At 70.5% G+C, this 21316-nt stretch carries 18 protein-coding genes; 12 read left to right on the top strand and 6 right to left on the bottom strand.

All coding sequences use genetic code 11. The features are described 5' to 3' along the window. Nucleotides 1-78: 78 nt before the first annotated feature. Complete coding sequence (locus SSMG_RS27925) at nt 79-756, top strand: TetR/AcrR family transcriptional regulator C-terminal domain-containing protein (RefSeq protein WP_009081521.1); 678 nt, start codon at nt 79-81, stop codon at nt 754-756. On the opposite strand, the gene SSMG_RS27920 is transcribed toward SSMG_RS27925, so the two are convergent. Then, the gene (locus SSMG_RS27920) at nt 737-2515 is read right to left on the bottom strand and encodes a VanW family protein (protein ID WP_037715088.1); all 1779 of its coding nucleotides are present in this window, start codon (nt 2513-2515) and stop codon (nt 737-739) included. The genes SSMG_RS27925 and SSMG_RS27920 overlap by 20 nt on opposite strands. 148 nt (nt 2516-2663) lie before the next feature. Then, complete coding sequence (araD, locus tag SSMG_RS27915; protein WP_009081517.1) at nt 2664-4382, bottom strand: L-arabinonate dehydratase; 1719 nt, start codon at nt 4380-4382, stop codon at nt 2664-2666. Between the two features lie 118 nt (nt 4383-4500). Here araD and SSMG_RS27910 point away from each other — a divergent pair, with 118 nt between their 5' ends. Genes SSMG_RS27910 through SSMG_RS27900 form a run of 3 tightly spaced genes read left to right on the top strand, consistent with a single transcriptional unit; the run spans nt 4501 to nt 6664 of the window. Further along, entirely contained in the window at nt 4501-5154 is a 654-nt protein-coding gene (locus tag SSMG_RS27910) for a GntR family transcriptional regulator (protein ID WP_009081515.1), read from the top strand. A gap of 4 nt (nt 5155-5158) precedes the next feature. Then, nucleotides 5159-5662 carry a metallophosphoesterase gene (locus SSMG_RS27905; RefSeq protein ID WP_009081514.1) on the top strand — a complete coding sequence of 168 codons (504 nt, stop codon included), beginning with the start codon at nt 5159-5161 and terminating at the stop codon, nt 5660-5662. A gap of 18 nt (nt 5663-5680) precedes the next feature. After that, nucleotides 5681-6664 (top strand): PHP domain-containing protein, encoded by a 984-nt coding sequence (locus SSMG_RS27900; protein ID WP_009081512.1) that lies wholly within the window; start codon nt 5681-5683, stop codon nt 6662-6664. On the opposite strand, the gene SSMG_RS27895 is transcribed toward SSMG_RS27900, so the two are convergent. Both SSMG_RS27895 and SSMG_RS27890 read right to left on the bottom strand, forming a co-directional pair. Further along, a complete protein-coding gene (locus SSMG_RS27895; RefSeq protein WP_009081510.1) occupies nt 6630-7214 on the bottom strand; it encodes a L,D-transpeptidase in 585 nt (194 codons plus the stop codon). The genes SSMG_RS27900 and SSMG_RS27895 overlap by 35 nt on opposite strands. Continuing rightward, on the bottom strand, nt 7178-8026 hold the full coding sequence (locus SSMG_RS27890) for a chitosanase (RefSeq protein ID WP_037715085.1): 849 nt from the start codon (nt 8024-8026) through the stop codon (nt 7178-7180). The genes SSMG_RS27895 and SSMG_RS27890 overlap by 37 nt, the downstream gene beginning before the upstream one ends. A 278-nt stretch (nt 8027-8304) precedes the next feature. Between SSMG_RS27890 and SSMG_RS27885 the strand changes: the two genes are divergently transcribed. The 3 genes from SSMG_RS27885 to hrpA all read left to right on the top strand — a co-directional run bounded on the left by SSMG_RS27885 (nt 8305) and on the right by hrpA (nt 13810). Continuing rightward, a complete protein-coding gene (locus SSMG_RS27885; protein ID WP_009081506.1) occupies nt 8305-8622 on the top strand; it encodes a hypothetical protein in 318 nt (105 codons plus the stop codon). 42 nt (nt 8623-8664) lie between these two features. Further along, complete coding sequence (locus tag SSMG_RS27880; RefSeq protein ID WP_009081505.1) at nt 8665-9858, top strand: cation:proton antiporter; 1194 nt, start codon at nt 8665-8667, stop codon at nt 9856-9858. Nucleotides 9859-9934: 76 nt separating this feature from the next. Next, nucleotides 9935-13810 (top strand): ATP-dependent RNA helicase HrpA, encoded by a 3876-nt coding sequence (gene hrpA / locus SSMG_RS27875; protein ID WP_009081503.1) that lies wholly within the window; start codon nt 9935-9937, stop codon nt 13808-13810. 602 nt (nt 13811-14412) lie between these two features. Here hrpA and SSMG_RS27870 read toward each other — a convergent pair. Next, nucleotides 14413-16107, bottom strand: a complete 1695-nt coding sequence (locus SSMG_RS27870; RefSeq protein ID WP_037718089.1) for a bifunctional 3'-5' exonuclease/DNA polymerase — start codon at nt 16105-16107, stop codon at nt 14413-14415. 252 nt (nt 16108-16359) lie between these two features. Between SSMG_RS27870 and SSMG_RS27865 the strand changes: the two genes are divergently transcribed. Beyond that, complete coding sequence (locus tag SSMG_RS27865) at nt 16360-17985, top strand: acyl-CoA synthetase (RefSeq protein WP_009081498.1); 1626 nt, start codon at nt 16360-16362, stop codon at nt 17983-17985. Nucleotides 17986-18018: 33 nt separating this feature from the next. On the opposite strand, the gene SSMG_RS27860 is transcribed toward SSMG_RS27865, so the two are convergent. Further along, entirely contained in the window at nt 18019-18960 is a 942-nt protein-coding gene (locus SSMG_RS27860; RefSeq protein WP_037715083.1) for a hypothetical protein, read from the bottom strand. Between the two features lie 385 nt (nt 18961-19345). On the opposite strand from SSMG_RS27860, the gene SSMG_RS27855 reads away from it, so the two are divergent. From SSMG_RS27855 to SSMG_RS27840, 4 genes are read left to right on the top strand one after another with little or no spacing between them, the layout of a single operon-like run. Then, on the top strand, nt 19346-19642 hold the full coding sequence (locus tag SSMG_RS27855) for a YciI family protein (protein ID WP_100266902.1): 297 nt from the start codon (nt 19346-19348) through the stop codon (nt 19640-19642). Between the two features lies 1 nt (nt 19643). Next, nucleotides 19644-19844, top strand: a complete 201-nt coding sequence (locus SSMG_RS27850) for a hypothetical protein (protein WP_009081495.1) — start codon at nt 19644-19646, stop codon at nt 19842-19844. 45 nt (nt 19845-19889) lie between these two features. Next, nucleotides 19890-20645: an SDR family oxidoreductase gene (locus tag SSMG_RS27845; protein WP_009081494.1), complete on the top strand. Its 756-nt coding sequence runs from the start codon at nt 19890-19892 to the stop codon at nt 20643-20645. Between the two features lie 13 nt (nt 20646-20658). Continuing rightward, nucleotides 20659-21315, top strand: coding sequence for a histidine phosphatase family protein (locus SSMG_RS27840; RefSeq protein WP_009081493.1), 657 nt, complete (start codon nt 20659-20661; stop codon nt 21313-21315). Nucleotide 21316: the final 1 nt, after the last annotated feature.

Here is a 21316-nt window from a genome sequence, read left to right as displayed (position 1 = left end):
GTTCCTCCAAGCCGAGAAGGGCGGGACCGCAATTTAATCCACGGTGTGGGTTAACCGCAAGTACGCCATGATGGAGCCGTGAACACCACGACCCGCCGGGGACGCCCGCGCAAGGGAGACGCCAGGCTGTCGCGGGAAGCGATCCTGACGGCCGCGCTGGAAGTAGTCGACGCCGACGGCGCGGCAGCGGTGAGCATGCGGACCGTCGCGCAGCGCCTCGGCGTGGACGCGAAGAGCCTCTATCACCACATCGACGGCAAGGAAGCCTTGCTCGACGCCGTCGCCGGGCACGTCCTCGGCGGGATCGACCTCCCGGAACCGACCGGACGGCCCGAAGAAGACCTCCGCGCGATCGCCCAGTCCTTCCGGAAAGCCACGCGCGCGCACCCGCAGGCCGCCGCGCTGGTCCTGACCAGACAGTTGCCGTCGATCGCCGCCCTCGCCCCGGTCGAGGCAGTGCTTTCGGTGCTGCGCAAGGCAGGCGCGTCGCCCGAAGAGGCGGTCCACCTGCTGCGCTCGCTCCTGGCCGTCGTCGTCGGCTCGCTCCTTCGCGAGGCAGGCGCGGGACCGGCGTTCGGCGTCACCGACGAAGCCGGAATCGCGCACCGCCGCGCGGAATTGGAGCAGACCGAACTTCCCGCCGTGGTCGAATCCGCGCCGCATTTGGCGCGGTGCGATCACGAAGCGGAGTTTTCCTTCGCCGTCGAGCTGGCAGTGGCCGCCACGATGCAGCGACTCACTGCTCCCCGCAGGTGATCTTCGGCTGCGGGTTGTAGCGGACCGACCGCGTGTGCCGCGAAACTTCCCGGCCTGACGAGGCGTCGCGCAGGATCCGGGTGTCGGTCGCGGTGAAACCGGGCGCGCCGTTGGACGCGTGGCAGTTCTCCGCCGGACCCGGTTTGGTCGGCGGCGGCGTCGGATTCGTGCGTTCGCCGGGAACCGATTCGACGGTGTACCGCTTGGTGCCCCACAGTTTCACGGTGATCGACGACGGCGTCCAAATGGTCTGGATGGCGACGCCGGTGTCCGAGTCGTTCGTGAATTTCAGGTCGATCACGCTGGCGCCATTGGGATTCTGGAACACCGTCGCCTCGCGCGCGGCCGGATACCGGCTGATGTAGTAGCTGTGCTCCTTGTGCCCGGCGTCCTTCATCCCGGAGAAGTACGCCGCGTTGTACAGCGTGGTGGCGAACTGCGAAATGCCGCCGCCGACCTCGCGGGCGGGCGCGCCGTTCTCGATCACGCCCGCCTCGACGTACCCCTGCGGACGGCCGCGCGGCCCGGTGAACCCGTTGAGGCTGAACGTTTCTCCCGGCTTCACGATCGCGCCGTTCACCTTTTCGGCGACCACGCGGATGTTCGTGCCGGAATCGGCCGCGAACCCGCCGGTGGTGAACTCGCCGATGACTTCCTTGACGCCTAGCTTGTCCGCCTGCTCGGTGGTGACCTTCGCGGGCGTCTTCTTGTAGATCGCCTTCAGCTCGCGGCTGTCGGTCTGCTTCAGCGTGTTCGGCAGCGGTTTGAGGCTCTGCTCCCAGTCGACCGTGTTGCCGTCCGCGGACGGTTCGACGACCGGTTTCCCGCCGGAGAACGCGATCGCCGCGTCCTTGCCCTCCTGCTCGGTGGACTTCAGCTGCGGCGCGAGCGCGTCGGTGACCTTCTTCGGGTCGATCTGCGGGGCGAGGCCGCCGCCGTCGCCGGGCACGAACGTGAGCGCGCCGGCGATCTGCTCCGGCGTCAGCGTCGCGTCCGCGCCTTCGCCCTTGACGACGACCGGCGCGGACACCGCGGGCTTGGCGAACTCGGCGAGCGCGCGCTGCACGCCTTCCGCGGTGGTGCGCACCGGCGTCGGCGCGACCGGAAGCTTCAGCTCGCGGCCCGAAGCCCAGCCGCTCAGCACCTTCGCGCGCGCCGCCGCGACGTCCAGTTTTTGCCCGGCCTGCGGCGGGACCGCGACCGGGGTGGTGCCGTCGAACCGGATCGCGCCTTCCTTCGGCTCCCGGTCGACGCGGCCGCGCAGGTTCTCGAGCGCCGGGTCGAGCTTCGCGTCCTCGACGTGCGACACGACGCCCAGTTCCCGCGTGCCGAAGAACGACGCGAGCCGGGTGAAGGGGTTGATCGGCTGGTCGCCCGCCTGGTCGAGGGTGCCGCTCCAGTCGAGTCCCAGCCCGGCCTCGGTCGGCGACAGCTTGGTGCGTGCGTCGCCCGCGGTGACCGTGAGCGGCTGCGTGAGCCGGGGCTCGATCTTCCCGCGCAGCTCGCGTTCGGCGACCGGCCGCTCCAGCCCGCCGACGTCCACGCCGGCCACGACGACGCCGCGCGGCACCCGGCCCTGGCTCGTCAGCAGGTCGATGAGGTACGCGACGACCAGCACGCCGAGCACGCCGCCGCTGATCCAGCCCGCCTTGCGCAGGCCGCGCCGGCGCGGCGGGGACGGAGGCTCCTCCGGCGGCACGACCGGCAGGATGTCGGTCTGGTCGCTGTCGGTTTCCGGCCAGCGCGGTTCGTACTGCACCTCACGACCCCTTCGATTCGCTGCGGTCAGGGGCACAGCGTACGGGCCGAGCCGGACATGCCGGACTACTGCCCCCAGCGGAACAAACCGGTCACCCTCTGTCGTGAGTGGCGATGCCGGTTAGAACCGGCGCCAGCACTCACGACGGTCACCCGGCGTCCGGTTCCGGATTGGCGCCGGCGCGGGCGAGGAAGTCGAAATCGCAGCCCTCGTCGGCCTGCGTGATGTGCTCCGCGTACAGGGCACCGTAACCCCGCTCGAACCGCGGCGCGGGGGCGGCCCACGAAGCGAGACGACGCTCCAGTTCGGCATCGTCCACCTGCAGCTGCAACGTTCGCGCGGGCACGTCCAAGGTGATCAGGTCGCCGTCGCGGACGAGCGCGAGCGGGCCGCCGACGTGCGATTCCGGTGCCACGTGCAGCACGCACGCGCCGTAGCTGGTGCCGCTCATCCGCGCGTCGGAGATCCGGACCATGTCCCGTACGCCTTGTTCCAGCAGGTACGCCGGGATCGGGAGCATGCCGTACTCGGGCATCCCGGGGCCGCCGAGCGGGCCGGATCCGCGCAGTACCAATACGGAATCGGCGGTGATGCCCAGCGCCGGGTCGTCAATGCGCTTCTTCAGGTCGGCGTAGTTGTCGAACACCACCGCCGGACCGGTGTGCGTCAGCAGGGCTGGGTCGGCGGCGATGTGCTTGATCACCGCGCCGCCGGGAGCGAGGTTGCCGCGCAGCACGGCCACGCCGCCTTCGCTGGCGACCGGGTTGTCGCGCGCACGGATCACGTCGTCGTTGTGCACGCGCACGTCGGCGAGCGAGTCGGCGAGCGGCCGTCCGGTGGCGGTGACGCGGTCGAGGTGCAGCAGGTCGGTCAAGCGGGACAACAGCCCGGGCAGACCGCCCGCGTAATAGAAGTCCTCCATCAGCCAATCGCCGCCCGGCCGGATGTTCGCCAGCACCGGCACCTGGCGCGCGATCGCGTCGAAATCCCGCAGGGACAGGGAAATCCCGCTGCGTCCGGCCATCGCGATCAGGTGGATCACCGCGTTGGTTGACCCGCCGAGCGCGAGCACGGTCGTGATCGCGTCGGCGTACGCGCGTTCGTCGAGGATCTTCGCGATCGTCAGGTCTTCCCAGACCATGCCGACGATGCGCGCGCCGCTCGCCGCGGCCATCCGGTGGTGCGCGGAATCGACCGCCGGGATCGAGGCCGCGCCGGGCAGCGTCAGCCCCAGCACTTCGGCAGCGGACGTCATGGTCGACGCGGTCCCCATCGTCATGCAGTGGCCGGGGGAGCGGGCGAGGCCGCGTTCCAGCTCGGCCAGCTCCCGGTCGCCGATCGTGCCCGCGCGCCGTTCGTCCCAGTACTTCCACATGTCGGTGCCGCTGCCGAGCACCTCGCCGCGCCAGTTTCCGCGCAGCATCGGGCCGGCGGGCACGAAAATCGACGGCAGCCCGGCGCTTGCCGCACCCATCAGCAGCGCCGGGGTCGTCTTGTCGCAGCCGCCCATCAGCACCGCGCCGTCGACCGGATACGACCGCAGCAGTTCCTCGGTCTCCATCGCCAGCAGATTCCGGTACAGCATCGGAGTCGGCTTCTGATAGGTCTCCGACAGCGTCGCCACCGGGAACTCGAGCGGGAACCCGCCCGCCTGCCACACGCCGCGCTTGACCTGCTCCGCGCGTTCGCGCAGGTGCTGGTGGCACGGGTTGATGTCGCTCCAGGTGTTGAGGATGCCGATCACCGGCTTGCCGAGGTGCTCCTCCGGCTCGTAGCCGAGCTGCCGGGCGCGGGTGCGGTGGCTGAAGTTCCGCAGGTCGTCGCCGCCGAACCAGCGGTGGCTGCGCAGCTGTTCGGGTGCCTTCATCGCGCTCTGGTCCCTTCGACGGCGGATGGCATCTGATATATGATCGTACGTGTCGACGCTCGGAGACGCCCGCCTGGTTGAATGTGCGGGGACGAGCGCGAAAGCCAGGAGGGTCGGCATGCCGTCCACGTTCAGCCTCCCCGCCTCCCGCACCGAGGTGGTGCTGGAGGAGATCCGGCGCGGCATTCTCGCCCGCGAGCTGGTGCCCGGTCAGCAGCTGGTGGAGGCGGAGCTGGCCGCGCGGCTCGGGGTGTCCAAGACGCCGGTGCGCGAGGCGCTCAAGGTGCTGTCCAACACCGGGCTGGTCACGTTCAGCCCGTACAAGGGCGCGTCGGTGTGCGTGGTCGACGCGGCGCTGGCCCGGTCGGTCTACGACGTGCGGATGGTGCTGGAGCCCGAAGCGCTGCGCCGTGCCGTCCGGTCTTCGGACCGCACGGCGTTCGACGAGGCCGCGCAGATCCTCAAGGAAGCGTCGGCCGCGGACGCCGACCAGACCACGCTGAGCCTGCTGAACCGGCGGTTCCACCGCGCGCTGTACGCGGGCTGCGGCAACCCGCTGATGGTGTCGATGCTGGACGATCTGCGCGACCGGGCGGCGCTGATCACCGTGGTCGGCTGGGACGCGAATCCCAGCTGGCGCAAGGAATGGAGCGAGCACAAGGCTGTGCTCGCCGCCGCGCGGAAGGGCGACGAGGACGGCGCGGCCGAGCTGCTGCGCGCGCACATCGCGGCGTTCCTCGACCACGTGCTCGAGGCGATCGGGGAGGAGTGACGGCGTGCGGTTGCTGCTCCTCGCGGACACCCACCTGCCGAAGCGGGCGAAGGAACTGCCCGCGCAGGTCTGGGACGAGGTCTCCCGCGCCGACGTCGTGGTGCACGCGGGCGACTGGGTCGACGTGGCCACTCTCGACGCGCTCGAAACCCGCAGCGCCCGGCTGATCGGCGTTTACGGCAACAACGACGGTCCCGAACTGCGGAAACGCCTGCCCGAGGTCGCCCGCGAGACGCTGGAGGGCGTGCGGTTGGCGGTCGTCCACGAAACGGGCGACGCGAAGGGGCGCGCGGCCCGCTGCGACGCGCTGTATCCGGACGTCGACGTGCTGATCTTCGGGCACAGCCACATCCCGTGGGACACGGTGACGCCCGGCGGCCTGCGGCTGCTCAACCCCGGTTCGCCCACCGACCGGCGGCGGCAGCCGTTCTGCACCTACCAGACCGCCGAGATCCGCGACGGCCGTCTGGACGGCGTCGAGCTCCACGAGCTGCCTGGGCGCGGTTGAGCGGGTAGAACAGGAGTCATGGACCCGGCCCGCGCCCTGCGCGACATCGCCTTCCAGCTCGAACGCGCCGGTGAACCGACTTACCGGGTGCGCGCCTTCCGCCAGGCCGCTGCCGTGGTCGAGCGGCTGTCCGAGGACGAACTCGCGGCGCGCGTCGGTGCGAAGTCGCTTCAGGCGTTAAAGGGGATCGGCAAAGCCACCGCCGGGGTCATCGAGGACGCGTGGCACGACCGTACGCCCGCGTACGCGGCGAAGCTGCCCGAAAGCACGCTGCCGGACGGCGGCGAACTGCGTACGGCGCTTCGCGGCGACTGTCACACGCACTCCGACTGGTCCGACGGTGGCAGCCCGATCCTCGAGATGGCCGAGACGGCACGCGACCTGGGGCACGAGTGGATCGTGCTCACCGACCATTCGCCGCGGCTGACCGTCGCGCGCGGGCTGTCTCCGGAGCGGCTGCGGGCGCAGATGGACGAGGTCGCGCGGGTGAACGAGCAACTGGCCCCGTTCCGGCTGCTGCACGGCATCGAGGTCGACATCCTTGACGACGGCGCGCTCGACCAGACCGAGCAGCTGCTGGACCGGCTCGATTTCGTGGTGGCCAGCGTGCATTCGAAGCTGCGGATGCCGGCGCGGGAGATGACGCCGCGGATGCTGGCCGCCGTCGAGAATCCGCACGTCCGCGTGCTGGGGCACTGCACCGGACGGCTGGTCGGCGGACGGAGCAGGCCGGAGTCGCAGTTCAACTCGGAGAAGGTGTTCACCGCGTGCCGCGAGAACGGCGTGGCGGTGGAGATCAACTCGCGACCGGACCGGCTCGACCCGCCGATGCGGTTGCTGCGCCAGGCGGTCGAGCTGGGCTGCGAGTTCGCGATCGACAGCGACGCGCACGCGCCCGGTCAGCTCGACTGGCAGGCCTACGGCTGCGAGCGGGCGGAAAAGGCGGGCATCGGCCCGGACCGGGTCATCAACACGCGGACGGCCGATCAACTATCGCGATGACCGGATTCCGCGCGGGATCGAGCCAGCGCAGGACGGCGACGAGGTCGTCGAGCGCCAGGGCGACGCAGCCCGCGGTCGGCCCGCCGGTGGCCACGTGCAGGAAGAACGCCGAACCGGCCCCGGGCACGACCGGCGAGCGGTTGTAGTCGATCACCACCGCGTGCGCGTACGCCGGGCCCGCCGCGCCGAGGTTCTCGCCCGCTGCCTGGTCGAACGGGCCGGAGGCGCCTCGGTAATGGGTGTTGTACCGCGGGGAGTGCACATCGGACACCCACCAGTCCGAAGTGGTCACTCGGCGGTAGGGGAGCCGGGTGCCGGGGTTCGGTGCGATGCCGAACGCCTCGGTGAGCGGCCAGGTTCCGGCCGGGGTACGGGAAAGTCCTTCGCGCGCAACGCCGATTCCTTGCGCGCCGACCTCCGCTGGGTACGGACCGAGCGTCCGTACCCAGCGTTCGCCGTCGTGGTTCCACGCGGACGCGCTGTGCGCGGTGACCGCGAGAACCTGCTGCGGGCTCAGTTGATCTCGTACGGCTCCCCGTAGACCTTCCACTTCAGCGGCGGGTGCAGATCGAGGTTGCCGTCGTTGAGGAACACCAACTGCTCGGTGTCGACGCGGGACGTGTCCGCATGCGCTTCTTCCTTCTTCATGACCACCTTGCGGGCGTCGAGAAACGCCTTGAGGTAAGCGGTTTCGTCGCCGCCCTGGGCGGGCGGCTTCGCCTGCGACAGCGCGGCGTCGCGGATGCCGCCGAAGCTGTCGGTGCTCGTGCCGGGGCTGTGCATTACGATGGCGTCGTAGTAGATGAACTGGCCGAGCGCGCCGAGACCGTCGGATTTGCCTTGGTTCACCGCCGGATCGAAGTACCCGCGGTCGCGCTCGCTGTTCTGCGCGGCCTGGAATTCCTCGGTGCCGGCGGCCTGCTTCCACGCGCTTTCGAAGGCCGAGCCGAGTCCCTCGTGCGAGTCGGAACCGTTGACCTTTTCCAGCGCGGGCAGGAACTTCGCCAGCGGGTTGTCCGGCACGGCTTTGGTGTAGGCCCGCACGAGTTCGAGCAGGTCGCCGGTGCCGGAGCAGAACCCGATGATTCCCGCGGTGTAGCCGCGGCCGTCGCCGATGTCCTCGATGTAGGCGTACTGCTTCTTCCAGTCGAGCGACGAGTTTTCCGCGCTCGACACCAGCTGCATCGCGATCTCCTTCTTCTCCGGGGACGCGAGGTCGCCGCCCGAGCCGAGCACGGACGCCGACGCGGCGAGCGGGGCGGGCACGGCGGCGGCCGAGAGGGCGGGGGTGCCGAGGACGAGAGCGAGGGCCGAGGCAGCCGTGAGACCGGCGACCAGCGCGGGCCGCATCGTCTTGCGCATGAGGGGAATCCCTTTCCGCGGTACGTGGGCAAGGCGGCCGGACCGGCGAATGACCGGTTCCGGGTACTGCTGCGGCGTAACGCCACGATAACCGAGCGTGAAGCGGCGGGGCAAGGGATGCGCCGAGGTTTCCCGGACGTGAACCGCTCTGGTCCACTGTGGACAATGCAGATCGGCTGAACGAGGCCGGAATCGTGCGAACTGGCGTCGGTATGTCTACTGTGGACACCTCTTGGAGTGTCCGGCGGACATTAAAGGCATGGTAAACTCGTCCCGAGATGACGACTGCTGCCGCCGCTCCCGCGCCGCGGCACCGGTCCATCCTCGTCCTGCTGCTCACCGCGCTGCTCCTGCTCGGCGTCGCGGTCCCCGGTCCGGGACCGGCGGGCCCGCGTCCGCACGAACCGGAATCCGCCCTGGTCCAGGAACAGGGCCCGCACCTCGTCGCCGCGCACCCGCTGCCGTTCGCCGACGCCCCGGGCGAGATCCGCCTCGCCCGGCCGGATCGGTGCACCGTCCCGTTTTCCGTCGCGCCTCCGGTCGAACTCGACCGCGCGCCCGCGCCCGCCGCGGCGCGGGCTCCTCCGGATTGCTGAGTACTCGGTTCCCCCCCTGTACCCGGCTCTCAAGAGGATTTCATGAGCAACGGTCATGCTTTGCTGGCCGTCGGCGGCGCGTTTCTCGCCGCCGGCGCCCTCGCCCGCGTCGGCGCCCGGATCGGGCTGCCCACGATTCCCCTGTTCATGCTGGCCGGTTTCGTCTTCGGCCCGCACACCCCTGGACTGTCCCTTGTGGACGATCCGGCCGAGTTCGGCGTACTGGCCGGGCTCGGTCTCGTGTTCCTGCTCTTCTACCTAGGACTGGAGTTCTCGCTCGACGACCTCGCCCGCGGCGGCGCCAGACTCGCCGGCGCGGGGCTCGCGTACCTCGTGCTGAACATCGGCGGCGGGCTCGCGTTCGGCTTCGCGCTCGGCTGGGGCACCCGCGAGGCGCTGGTGATTGCCGGCGCGATCGGCATCTCGTCCTCGGCCATCGTCACCAAACTGCTCCTCGAAACCCGGCGGATGAACAACCGGGAATCCCGCCTGATCATGGGCATCGTCGTGCTGGAAGACCTGTTCCTCGCGCTGTACCTGGCGCTGCTGCAGCCGGTGCTCAGCGGCGCGGACGGCTTCGGCGCGGCACTCGCCGACTTCGGCAAGGCGTTCGGCTTCCTGCTCGTGCTCGCCGCGCTGGCGCGCTGGGGCGGGCGGGTCGTGTCCCGGCTCTTCGGCTCGGCGGACGACGAACTGCTCACCGTCTGCTTCGTCGGCGTGGCCGTGCTCGGCGCCGCGGTGGCAGAAGAGGTGGGCGTGTCTGACGCGATCGGCGCGTTCATGGTCGGCATGATGCTCGGCAATTCCCAGGTCGCGCCGCGGGTGCACAAACTGGTGCTGCCGCTGCGGGACGCGTTCGGCGCGTTGTTCTTCTTCATCTTCGGGCTGTCGATCGACCCGGGCGCGGTCGGCACCGTCGTCCTGCCGGTGCTCGCCGCGGTCGTGCTGACGCTGGTGCTGAACCTCGCCGCCGGAGCGTTCGCCGCCCGGCTGCACGGCTTCGACCGGCAGGAAGGCGTCAACATCGGCCTGACCGTGCTCACCCGGGGCGAGTTCTCGCTGGTCCTGGCGACGATGGCGACCGCGGCCGGGCTCGACTCGCGGGTGGCCCCGTTCGTCGCCGGATACGTGCTGCTCCTGGCCGTGATCGGACCGCTCGCCGTGCTCCGTTCGGACCGGCTGACCTGGCTGCTTCCGGCCAAGCTCGTCCGGCCGCATCCGGCCCCGGTCTCGTGAACCGGGGAGGCCGGGCTGTCGCTCGCGGCATATTCGGAAGCCACGGCGGTCACGCACGGCTATCCTTGGCCCAAGTATGTCCACTCCATCTTCCCTCGCAGAGCTGCGCGCCCAGCTGCCCGAATTGATGCTGCGCGACGAGCACCGGCTCCGCCGTCGTCTCGACGGCGCGCGCCGGTCTCGCGACAAGCAGCAGACGGCCGAGCGCATCGCCGCCGACGTCGAAACGGCGCTGCTGCGCGTGCAGCAGCGCCGCGAAAGCGTGCCGAAGATCGAGTACCCCGCCGAGCTGCCGGTCAGCCGGCTCAAGGACGAGATCGGCGACGCGATCCGCGACCACCAGGTGGTGATCGTCGCGGGGGAGACCGGGTCGGGCAAGACCACGCAGCTGCCGAAGATCTGCCTCGAGCTGGGCCGCGGCGTGCGCGGGCAGATCGGGCACACCCAGCCGCGCCGGCTCGCCGCGCGCACGGTCGCCGACCGGATCGCCAGCGAGCTGAAGACCGAACTGGGCGACACGGTCGGCTACAAGGTCCGGTTCACCGACCAGTCCGGCCAGGACACCCTGGTCAAGCTGATGACCGACGGCATCCTGCTGGCCGAGATCCAGACCGACCGGATGCTGCGCCAGTACGACACGCTGATCATCGACGAGGCGCACGAGCGCAGCCTCAACATCGACTTCATCCTCGGCTACCTCAAGCAGCTGCTGCCGCGCCGTCCCGACCTGAAGGTGATCATCACCTCGGCCACCATCGACCCGGAACGGTTCTCGCGGCATTTCGACAACGCGCCGATCGTCGAGGTCTCCGGCCGGACCTACCCGGTCGAGGTGCGCTACCGCCCGCTCGTGGACCCGGACGACCCCGAGGGCGACCCGGACCGCGACCAGACGCAGGCGATCGCCGAGGCGGTCCAGGAGCTGTCCGGGGAAGGCCCCGGCGACATCCTCGTGTTCCTCTCCGGCGAACGCGAAATCCGCGACACCGCGGACGTGCTGAATCGGCTGGAGCTGCGCAACACCGAGGTGCTGCCGCTGTACGCGCGGCTGTCCGCGGCTGATCAGCACCGCGTGTTCCAGCGGCACACCGGACGGCGGATCGTGCTGGCCACGAACGTCGCCGAGACGTCGCTGACCGTGCCCGGGATCAAGTACGTGATCGACCCGGGCACCGCGCGCATCTCGCGCTACAGCCACCGCACGAAGGTGCAGCGGCTGCCGATCGAGGCGATTTCGCAGGCGTCGGCGAACCAGCGGAAGGGCCGTTGCGGGCGCACCTCGGACGGCATCTGCATCCGGCTGTACTCCGAGGAAGACTTCGAATCGCGGCCGGAGTTCACCGATCCGGAGATCCTGCGGACGAACCTGGCGTCGGTCATCCTGCAGATGACGTCACTGGGCCTCGGCGACATGAACGCGTTCCCGTTCGTCGAGCCGCCGGACCGCCGCCAGGTCACCGACGGCGTGCAGCTGCTCCAGGAACTCGGCGCGTTCGAGACCGGCGATTCCTCGAAGCTCACCGAGGTCGGCCGCAAGCTCGCGCTGCTGCCGGTGGACCCGCGGATGGGCCGGATGGTGCTCGAAGCCGCGCAGAACGGCTGCGTGCGCGAGGTGATGATCATCGCCGCCGCACTGTCCATTCAGGACCCGCGCGAGCGGCCGGCGGAGAAGCAGCAGGCCGCCGACGCGCAGCACGCCCGGTTCGCCGATCCGACGTCGGACTTCCTCTCCTACCTCAAGCTGTGGGAGTACGTCAGCGAACAGCAGAAGACGCTGACCGGCAACCAGTTCCGCCGGATGTGCCGCACCGAGTACCTGAACTACCTGCGGATCCGCGAGTGGCAGGACATCTTCGGCCAGCTGCGCCAGCTCGCCAAACCGCTCGGCATCACGCTCAGCACCACGCCCGCCGATCCGCAGCGCGTGCACACCGCGCTGATTTCCGGGCTGCTGTCGCACATCGGGCTCAAGGACCCGGCGAAGGGCGACTACCTCGGCGCGCGCGGGGCCCGGTTCTCGGTGTTCCCCGGTTCGGCGCTGTTCAAGAAGCAGCCGCGCTGGGTGATGTCGGCCGAACTGGTGGAGACGTCGCGGCTGTGGGGCCGGGTCAACGCGCGGATCGAGCCGGACTGGGTCGAACCGCTCGCGCAGCACGTCGTGAAGCGTTCGTACGCGGAGCCGCACTGGGAGCGCAAACAGGGCGCGGTGATGGCGACCGAGAAGGTGACGCTGTACGGCGTGCCGCTGGTCGCGGACCGGCGGGTGAACTACGGCCGGATCGACCCGGAGATCTCGCGCGCGATGTTCATCCGGCACGCGCTGGTCGAGGGCGACTGGCAGACGAACCACCGGTTCTTCGCCGAGAACCGTGCGCTGCTGGACGAGGTCGAGGACCTGGAGAACCGGGCCCGGCGGCGCGACATCCTGGTGGACGACCAGACGCTGTACGAGTTCTACGACGCGCGCGTGCCCGAGGACGTCGTGTCCGTGCGGCACTTCGACAGCTGGTGGAAGAAGGCGCGGCGGACCGAGCCGGACCTGCTGTCGTTCGAAAAGTCCATGCTGATCAACGAGGTCGCGGGCGCGGTCCGGGAATCGGACTACCCGGACTCGTGGACGCAGGGCACGCACGTCTTCAAGCTGACCTACCAGTTCGAGCCCGGCGCGGACGCCGACGGCGTGACCGTGCACATCCCGCTGCCGGTGCTGAACCAGGTGACGCCGGACGGTTTCGACTGGCAGGTGCCCGGCCTGCGCGGCGAACTCGCGACGCAGCTGATCAAATCGCTGCCGAAAGCGTTGCGGCGCAACTTCGTCCCGGCTCCGGACACGGCCGCCGACGCGTTGACGCGAATGTCCCCTTCGGACGGTCCGCTGCTCGACATCCTCGGCGACGAGCTGCACGCGATGCGCGGCATCGACATCCCGCATTCGGCATGGGACCTTTCGGCGGTGCCGGACCACCTCCGGATGACCTTCCGCGTGGTCGACGAGCGCGGCAAGCGGGTGGCCGAGGGCAAGGACCTGGACGAGCTGAAACGCCGGCTCGCGCCGCGCGTCCGGGAGACGATTTCCAAGGCGGCCAACAGCATCGAGAAGGCTGGCCTGGTGCAGCCGTCGTTCGGCGAACTGCCGAAGGTGTTCGCCTCGACCCGGCGCGGCCACGACGTGAAGGCGTACCCGGCGCTGGTGGACGAGGGCGCTTCGGTGGCCGTGCGGCTGCTTGATACGCCCGCCGAACAGCAACACGCGATGTGGTCCGGTACGCGGCGGATGCTGCGGCTGAACCTGAACTCGCCGATGAAGTTCATTACGCGGTCGCTGTCGAACTCCTCGAAGCTCGTGCTGAACCGCAACCCGCACGGGAGCGTCGCGGGCCTGCTGGAGGATTGCGTCGACTGCGCGGTCGACGCGCTGATGGCCGCCGCGGGCGGCCCGGCCTGGGACGAGGCGGGTTTCGCCGCGCTGCTGGAGAAGGTGCGGGCGGGGTTGAACCCGAAGGTGCTGGAGGTGCTGACCGAGGTCGAGCGGATCCTGCGCGCGGCCATCGACGTCGAAACGCGCCTGTCGGACACCCGCGGCCCGGCCGAATCGCTGGCGGACATCCGCCGCCAGCTGGACGGTCTGGTCCACGCGGGCTTCGTGACCGAGACGGGAGCCGACCGGTTGCCGAACGTGGTCCGCTACCTGCGCGGCATCGAGCGGCGGTTGGAGAAGCTGCCGCTGGAGCAGACGCGAGACCTGCAGCGGATGGCGGACGTCGCGTGGATCACGAAGGAGTACGAGGACGCGAGGGCCGCGTTGCCGCCGGGGACGTCGTCGCCCGCGCTGGCAGAGGTGCGGTGGATGATCGAGGAGCTCCGGGTGAGCTTCTTCGCGCAGACCTTGGGGACGGCGCATCCGGTGTCGTTGAAGCGGATCACCAAGGCGCTGGACGACGCGCTCGCTTGAGCCAGGAGCGTTCCGGTGCGGGCCTGACTCGGGTGCCGCTGCGCCAGGCGATGCGGCAGCTCGCCTGAACGTCATTGCGCGGAGTTCGCGCGCTGGACGCGGACAGCGCGCTGGCTCGACGGCGCACCGCGCTCGAGGTCGCCGCTCATCGGCTGCCAGAGGCGGTGCAGCGGCTGCTGAGCGAGCCGCCGAGGTCGGCGCGGTTTGGTGGGGGCGGCTGTTTGCCTGGATGTCGTTCCGTGGTGCCTGTGTGCTTGCGTGGGCGTCGGGCGGTGCGTTGGCTCGACCGGGCCGCCGAGGCTGGCGCGGTTGGTTGGGGGCGGCTGTTGCCTGGATGTCGTTCCGTGACGCCTGCGGGCTTGCGCGGACGTCGGACGGCGCGCTGGCTCGACCGAGCCACCGAGCCACCGAGCCACCGAGCCACCGAGGCCGACACGGCTCGGTTGCGGGCGGTCGCACGCCAGGGACACATTCCGTAGCCCCTGCGCGGCGCGCTCGCCGGGTCGCGCAAGCACCATGCGAAGGTCCGAAATCGGCCCGAAATCGCCTGGCCCGGTCCGCCGCGCGAAGTCTCCTCGCTCCGTCCGAAAAGGGTCAGCGCCTCACTTGGCCTCCGCATACGTGTCCACCGGTTTAGCGTGCATCGGAAACCGCACCGGACAAGCTTCGCCGAAGACCAACCGGGCTGCTTCCTGGATTGACGTCTCCACGATTTCCGCGACCTCGTCCGCCAGTTCGGCAGGCGCGTGCACGATCACCTCGTCGTGCAGGAAGAACACCAGATGCGCCGGGTCCGGCAGCCGACCGCGCAAAGTCGCCAGCAGGACCGCCGTCAGGTCGGCCGCGCTGGCTTGCACCACGAAGTTCCGCGTGAATCGTCCCCAGCTGCGCGAAGCCCGGCGCGCGCGGGTTTCCGTTGCCTCGTCCTCGGTGAGCCCGCCGGTCAAGGCGCGCCAGGCCGCGGACGGAGCCGGGGACGTACGGCCCAGCCGGGACCGGACCCGTTCGCCGCGTTCGCCCGCCGCGGCCGCACGCTCCACATAGGACACTGCATCGGGAAAACGCTGACGCAGCAATGCAAGCAACGGCCCCGCCTCACCGGAGGTGCCGCCGTACATCGCGGACAGCATAGCGATCTTCGCGCGCGAACGGTCGTCTCGCGTGTCCCCGGGGCGGAGCGGGACGTAGCGGGTGCCGGAGAACAGGGCTTCCGCAAGTCGGGCATACAGATCGGTGGCCGCGGCGACTTCGGCCAGGCGGCGGTCGCCGGACAGGGCGGTGAGGACGCGCGGCTCCAACTGGGCACCGTCGGCGACGACGAGTTTCCAGCCGGGATCCGCGGACGCGCACGAGCGCAGCGCGCGCGGGATCTGCAGCGCCCCGCCGCCTCGGGTGGCCCAGCGGCCGGACACCACGCCGCCGACGACGTAATGCGGGCGGAAGCGTCCGTCGGTGACCCATTCGTCCAGCCACGCCCAGCCGTTGGCCGAATGCAGCCGCGACAGTTCCTTGTACTCCAGCAGGGGCGCGACCGCGGGATGGTCGATGTCCTGCAGCAGGTACTTCCGCGCCGCCGGGACCTCGATCCCCTCCCTGGCCAGCGCGCGGACGACGCTGGCCGACGAGTCGGGATTGACCGGACGTCCGCCCAGCGCCGCCGAGATCTTCGCGGCGAGGTCGACGAGGGCTTTCGGGCGCTGACCAGCGGGTACGCGCGGTCCGAGGCGTTCTTCCAGCAACCGCAGGTGCCGGTCGGCGCGCCAGGGCAGCCCGGCGGCGGAGATCTCGGCGGCGGCCAGCGCGCTCGCCGATTCGGCGGCGAGCAGCAGGCGCATCCGCGCGGGGGCCTCGGTGGCGGCGACGCGTTTTTCCTGTTCGGCCAATACCCGCCGGGCCGCGGCGACCACGGTGACTCCCGGCGGCAGGCCGGGGCCGCGCGGGGAGAACAGTGTGGGCTGCGCGTCCTCGCCGAAGGCCGGGCCGTCGTCGGGCGGTTCCTCTCCGTTCGCCCGGGCCCACGCGGCCCGCAAACTGCGCGATTCGCCCTCCCGGCCCTCGTAGGCGAGCAGGAGCCCTTCGGCGAGCGAGAGGTCGTGACACCGGCCCAGCCGCACCCCGGCCTCGATCAGCGCGGGATAGGTCTCCTCGACCGAGGGCAGCACCCAGCGCGGGCTCTCGGCCGCCTCCAGCCGGCGCACCTCGTCGGCCCAGTCGGCGCGCGAAAGCCCGCGGAGGGTCCCCGCCGGGCCCTCGATCGTGTAGCCGGAGTCCTCCTCCCGGCCGGTGATCACCTGCACCGTCACATTGTGCGGACCAGCACCGACAATTTCCGCCCGCCCGGCGCCCAGCCGTCCGTGAAGGGCTCCTTGCGGGACTCAGATTCCCTCAAGGAGCCCTTCACGGACAGCCGGTGACCGGTACCGGAGATTTCCGCCCCGGCCGGGCACTGGTGCGCGGCCGGGCCTTGCTTTACTGTCGAGTAACCCCCATACCGACGGTACGGAGGCCGTCGGCGTGGGCGCTCCCGCCGCAGCAATGGAGGTGCCCGGATGAGTGTGGCCGAGCTGGCCGGCCAGGTGGCCGGGAAGCTGACCGAGACCGTGCGCAGCGTCGAGGTGATGCGCCGCGCCGGGCTGGTGCCGTTTCCCCGCCTCGACGAGGGGCTGCGGTCCCTCGTCGCGATCCGCAAGTACGGCCCGTTCGCCGGCGCGAACCACATCGCGGCCCGGCGCGATTCGACGGCCGTCGGGATCGTCGACGACCTCGGCCCGCTCACGTTCAAGCAGCTCGACGACCAGTCCAACGCGCTCGCTCGGGCCTGGTCGCAGCGCGGGCTCGGGCCGGGTTCGGTGATCGCCGCGCTGTGCCGCGACCACCGCGGGCTCGTGGTCACGATGGCCGCCTCGGGCAAGCTCGGCGCGCGGCTGCTGCTGATGAACACCGGGTTCGCCAAACCGCAGTTCGCCGACGTCGCCAAGCGCGAGGGCGTCACCGCGCTCGTCTACGACCAGGAGTTCACCGGCCTGCTCGACGCGATCGACGAGGACGTCGACCGCTACCTGGCCTGGGTGGACGAACCGGGCGGGCACGAGATCCCGGTGCTCGCCGAGATCATCGCCAGCACCGACGACCGCCCGCTGCCCGCGCCCGCCAAACCCGGCGGTTTCGTGCTGCTCACCAGCGGAACCACCGGCACTCCCAAGGGAGCGCCGCGACCGCACACGTCCGCGCTGGCGTCGGCGCAGTTCCTGGACCGCATCCCGCTGCGCGCCGGCGAAGCGACCTTCATGGGCGCGCCGCTGTTCCACGGCACCGGGCTGTCGCAGTTCATCCTCAGCTTCGCGCTCGGCTGCACGGTGGTGATGCGCCGGAAGTTCGACCCGGAGGCCACGCTGAAGGGCGTCGCCCAGCATCGGTGCACCGCGCTCGTGCTGGTGCCGACGATGCTGCAGCGGATCGTCGACCTGCCGAAGGAGGTCCGCGACCGGTACGACACGTCGTGCCTGCGGATCATTTTCGTCGCCGGGTCCGCGTTGTCGCCGGATCTCGGCAACCGGGCGAACGAGCAATTCGGCGACGTCGTGCACAACCTGTACGGCTCCACGGAAGTCGCGGTGGCGACGGTCGCGACGCCGGAGGACTGGAAGCGCGCGCCGGGCACGGTCGGCCGCGCGCCGGTCGGCTGCCGCGTCGCGCTGTACGACGAACACGGCGGCAAGATCACCGAACCGCACGTGACCGGGCGGGTGTTCGTAGGCAGCGGGCTCAGCTTCGGCGGCTACACCGACGGCCGCAACAAGGAGATCATCGACGGTCTGCTGTCCAGCGGCGACGTCGGCCACTTCGACGAGGAAGGTCTGCTGTTCATCGACGGCCGCGACGACGAAATGATCGTCTCCGGCGGCGAGAACGTCTTCCCGATCGAGGTGGAAAACCTCTTGGTGGAGCGCGAAGACGTCCTCGAGGCGGCGGTGATCGGAGTCGAGGACGCGGACTTTGGCGAGCGGCTCAAGGCCTTCGTGGTGCGGGCCGAGGGCTCGACATTGGACGAGGACGGCGTGCGCGAGTACGTGAAGGCGAATCTGGCGCGCTACAAGGTGCCGCGGGATGTGGAGTTCCTGGACGAGCTGCCGCGCAACGCGACCGGGAAAGTGCTGCGGACCAAGCTGAGCTGAGCGCGGTCACGCAAAGACGCCCGGCAGCCGGATTCACGAACCCCAGCCGATGCCGAAAATCCCCGGTCCGAAATCCAAGGCGATCGCGTGCACGCCGTTGCCGCTGTCGAGCCGCAGCCGGCGGCGGGCCGGGGCTTCGTCGGTGGCGTTCGCGTATTGCCAGCAGCGAGCGGGCACCGCGGTCGGGTCGAAGCGGACCTCCAGCAGGTACTCGCGGACCGGGCGGCGGAATTCCCGGTAGTGCGTGGCGCGGCACTGCGGATACGGCGGGCCGGAGTTGCGCAGGGTGTACTCGATGAGGTGCGTTTCGCCGCGTTCCAGCGCGCGGTCGAAGAGCAGTTCGGCGACCAGGATGCCGTGGTCGTCGTCCACTTCGGCGCGTCCGACGCGGCAGTTGCGCACCGGCTGCAGCTCGGGCACCGCCGTCGCGTCGCCCTGTGCGTACACCAGCAGCCAGCGGTCCTGACCGTCCGCACCGGACTGGAACACCGCGCGCGAGGTGACCGAGCGCTGGCCGCCGTCGGCCGCGATGTCGCAGCGGTCGTGCAGGCCGATGAGCTTCAGCTGGTGCTGCTGGTCCAGTGCGTCCGGCGCGCCGACGCGGTCCAGCAGCGGCTGCAGGATCTCGCGGGTGAACGTGACCGGTTCCTCGCCCGCCCGGTCGCGTCTGCTCGCGCCGCGCGGACGGGGCGGCGGCAGCAGGCCGAGCAGGGCTCCGTCGGGGACGTCGAGGATTTCTTCCAGCACCCGCACCGCCGACAGCGATCCGGCCCGTTCCGGCTGGCGTTTGCCGGACTGCCAATAACTGAGCGCGGTGACGCTGACCGCCGCGCCTCGCGCGCGCAGCCGGGCCTGGATCCGGTCCAGGGAAAGCCCGCTGGCCCCGATCGCGGCGCGCAGCGCGCTCGCGAACGCGGTCCGGGCACCTCCGTCGGTGTCCGGACCGGCGTGGTCTTCCGCCTGCCGCTGCGTCATGTCCCCCGCCCGCCCCCGCTGGTAACCGACCGTGCCGAGCCCGACACAGGCACGGTAGCAGCCGCCCGACCAGGTTGTACCGCCGTACCATTCGGACGAACGGGCTAGTACTGGCAACTGGCAACCATTGCCGTGACCTGCGCGGTCGCGATTCCATGGCCAGGACGGAACGCGCCGCCCCCGGCGCGTCCCGGTGCCTCGGCCCCGGCAGCGCGGACCGCGCCCCGCGCCCGGCCGGCGGCCGCGCCCGGAACCGGTGGCCCGGCATGCCCCCAGAGGCCGGGCCACCGGTCATCCTCGCTGACTTGCGCCGGCGGCCGAAGCGGCAGACCATGAGCGCGATCCCCGTCAGCGGGGCGGTTTCCCTCGATCGCAGGTGATCGAAATGGCGAAATTCCTTCTGCTTTACCGCGCCGACCAGTCGGCCGCGGAGCGCATGGCCCAGGCGTCGCCGGAGGACCAGGCGGCCGGCATGCGGGCTTGGCTGGCGTGGTTCGCCAAAGCGGGCGACGCCGTGGTGGACGGGGGAGCGCCCACCGCGGGCGGCGACGGCACGATCGGCGGGTACTCGATCCTGCGGGCCGATTCGGCGGACGCGGTGCGGAGCCTTCTCAAAGGCCACCCGCACGCCGAGGTCGGCACGATCGACGTGCTGGAAATCCTTCCGCAGCCGGGGGCGTGAGATGGCCGAGCCGGAATTCGACGGAAAATGCGCGTTCGCGCTGAGCCTCGGGCCCGCGAGCAAAGCACCCGCGGGCAAGCCGCAGCACTCGCTCGAGATCGACGGCAAGACCTACTACTTCTTCGGGGCCGTGCCGAAACTTCTGTTCCGGCTGATTCCCGGCAGCCGGGAACGCGCGGACCGGAGGTGGGCGGCCCGGTGAGCCGCGGGGCCGCCCGCTGGGTTACCAGCGGGTAGGCTCCGGGGCATGGTCTTGCGGCAGAACATCCTGATCACCGGAGCCAGCTCCGGTCTCGGCGAGGGAATGGCCCGGCAGTTCGCCGCTCGCGGCCGCAATCTCGCGCTGTGCGCCCGGCGCACCGAACGGCTCGACGACCTGGCCGCGGAGCTGCGCGCCGCGTACCCGGGGATCACCGTCGTCACGCGTGCGCTCGACGTCACCGACCACGACCGGGTCTTCGCGGTGTTCGAGGAATTCCGGTCGGAACTCGGCAGGCTCGACCGCGTGATCGTCAACGCCGGGCTCGGCAAGGGCCAGCCGGTCGGCGCGGGCCGGTTCGACGCCAACCGGCAGACCCTCGAGACCAATCTCGTCGGCGCGGTGGCCCAGATCGAGGCGGCGGCGGGCATCTTCCGCGAGCAGCGCGCCGGGCATCTAGCGGTGATCTCGTCGTTCATGGCGCTGCGCGGTTTCCCCGGGAATCTCACCGCGTACTCCGCGTCGAAGGCCGGGATCTCCGCGTTCACGGACGGCGCGCGGCTGGAACTGAGCAGCCACGGCGTCACGGTCACCGACGTCCGTCCCGGCTACATCAGCTCCGAGATGACCGCGCGCTCTACCAAGCGCAATCCGCTGATGGTGTCGGCCGAAGCCGGTGCACACGCCTTGGTCAAGGCGATCGAAGCGGAACCGAAGCGCGCGTACGTGCCTTCGTGGCCCTGGGTGCCGCTGAGCCTCGCGGTACGCTTGGCCCCTGGCCGGTTGCTGCGGAAGTTCTCCTGACGGGACGGCGTGAATGGGTGCGATTTACCTGATCCGGCACGGGCAGGCGTCGTTCGGCGCGGCCGATTACGACGCGTTGTCGCCGCTGGGTTTCGAACAGTCCACATTGGTCGGTGCGGAGCTGAAGCGGCGCGGGGTCGAGTTCGCGCAGGTGCGCTCGGGAACGCTGGCCCGCCAGCGGGACACCGCGGCGACGGCGTTGAAGGCCCTCGGCTGCGACGTCCCGGTGATCGAGGACGAACGCTGGAACGAATACGACCACGTCGACATCGCGCGGCACCACGCGGGCGGTGCGCCGCAACAGGATTCACGCGAGTACCAGCGGCTGCTCGACGCCGCGCTGACCGCGTGGGTCGACTCCGGCGACACCGGCCCGTGCACGGAAAGCTGGCCGGTTTTCCTCGGCCGCTGCACGGCGGCGCTGGCCGAGCTGGCCGGTTCGCTGGGCAAGGGCGAGAACGGGCTCGTGTTCACCTCCGGCGGCGTGCTGGGCGCGGTGGCCGGGTCGTTGCTGGGCACGCCCGGTCCCGGGCTGCTGAAGCTGAACCGCGTCACGGTGAACACCGGGATCACGAAGCTGACGTCCGGGCGCGGCGGCGTGACTCTGCTGTCCTTCAACGAGCATCCGCATCTCGAAGGCGAGAACGCGCGGCTGCTCAGCTACCGGTAGG

Source organism: Streptomyces sp. AA4 (genome assembly GCF_000158875.1).
In the GTDB taxonomy this organism is placed as follows: Bacteria; Actinomycetota; Actinomycetes; order Mycobacteriales; family Pseudonocardiaceae; genus Amycolatopsis.
Note: the sequence above shows the minus strand (reverse complement) of the source record. Positions and strands in the feature narration are given on the sequence as shown.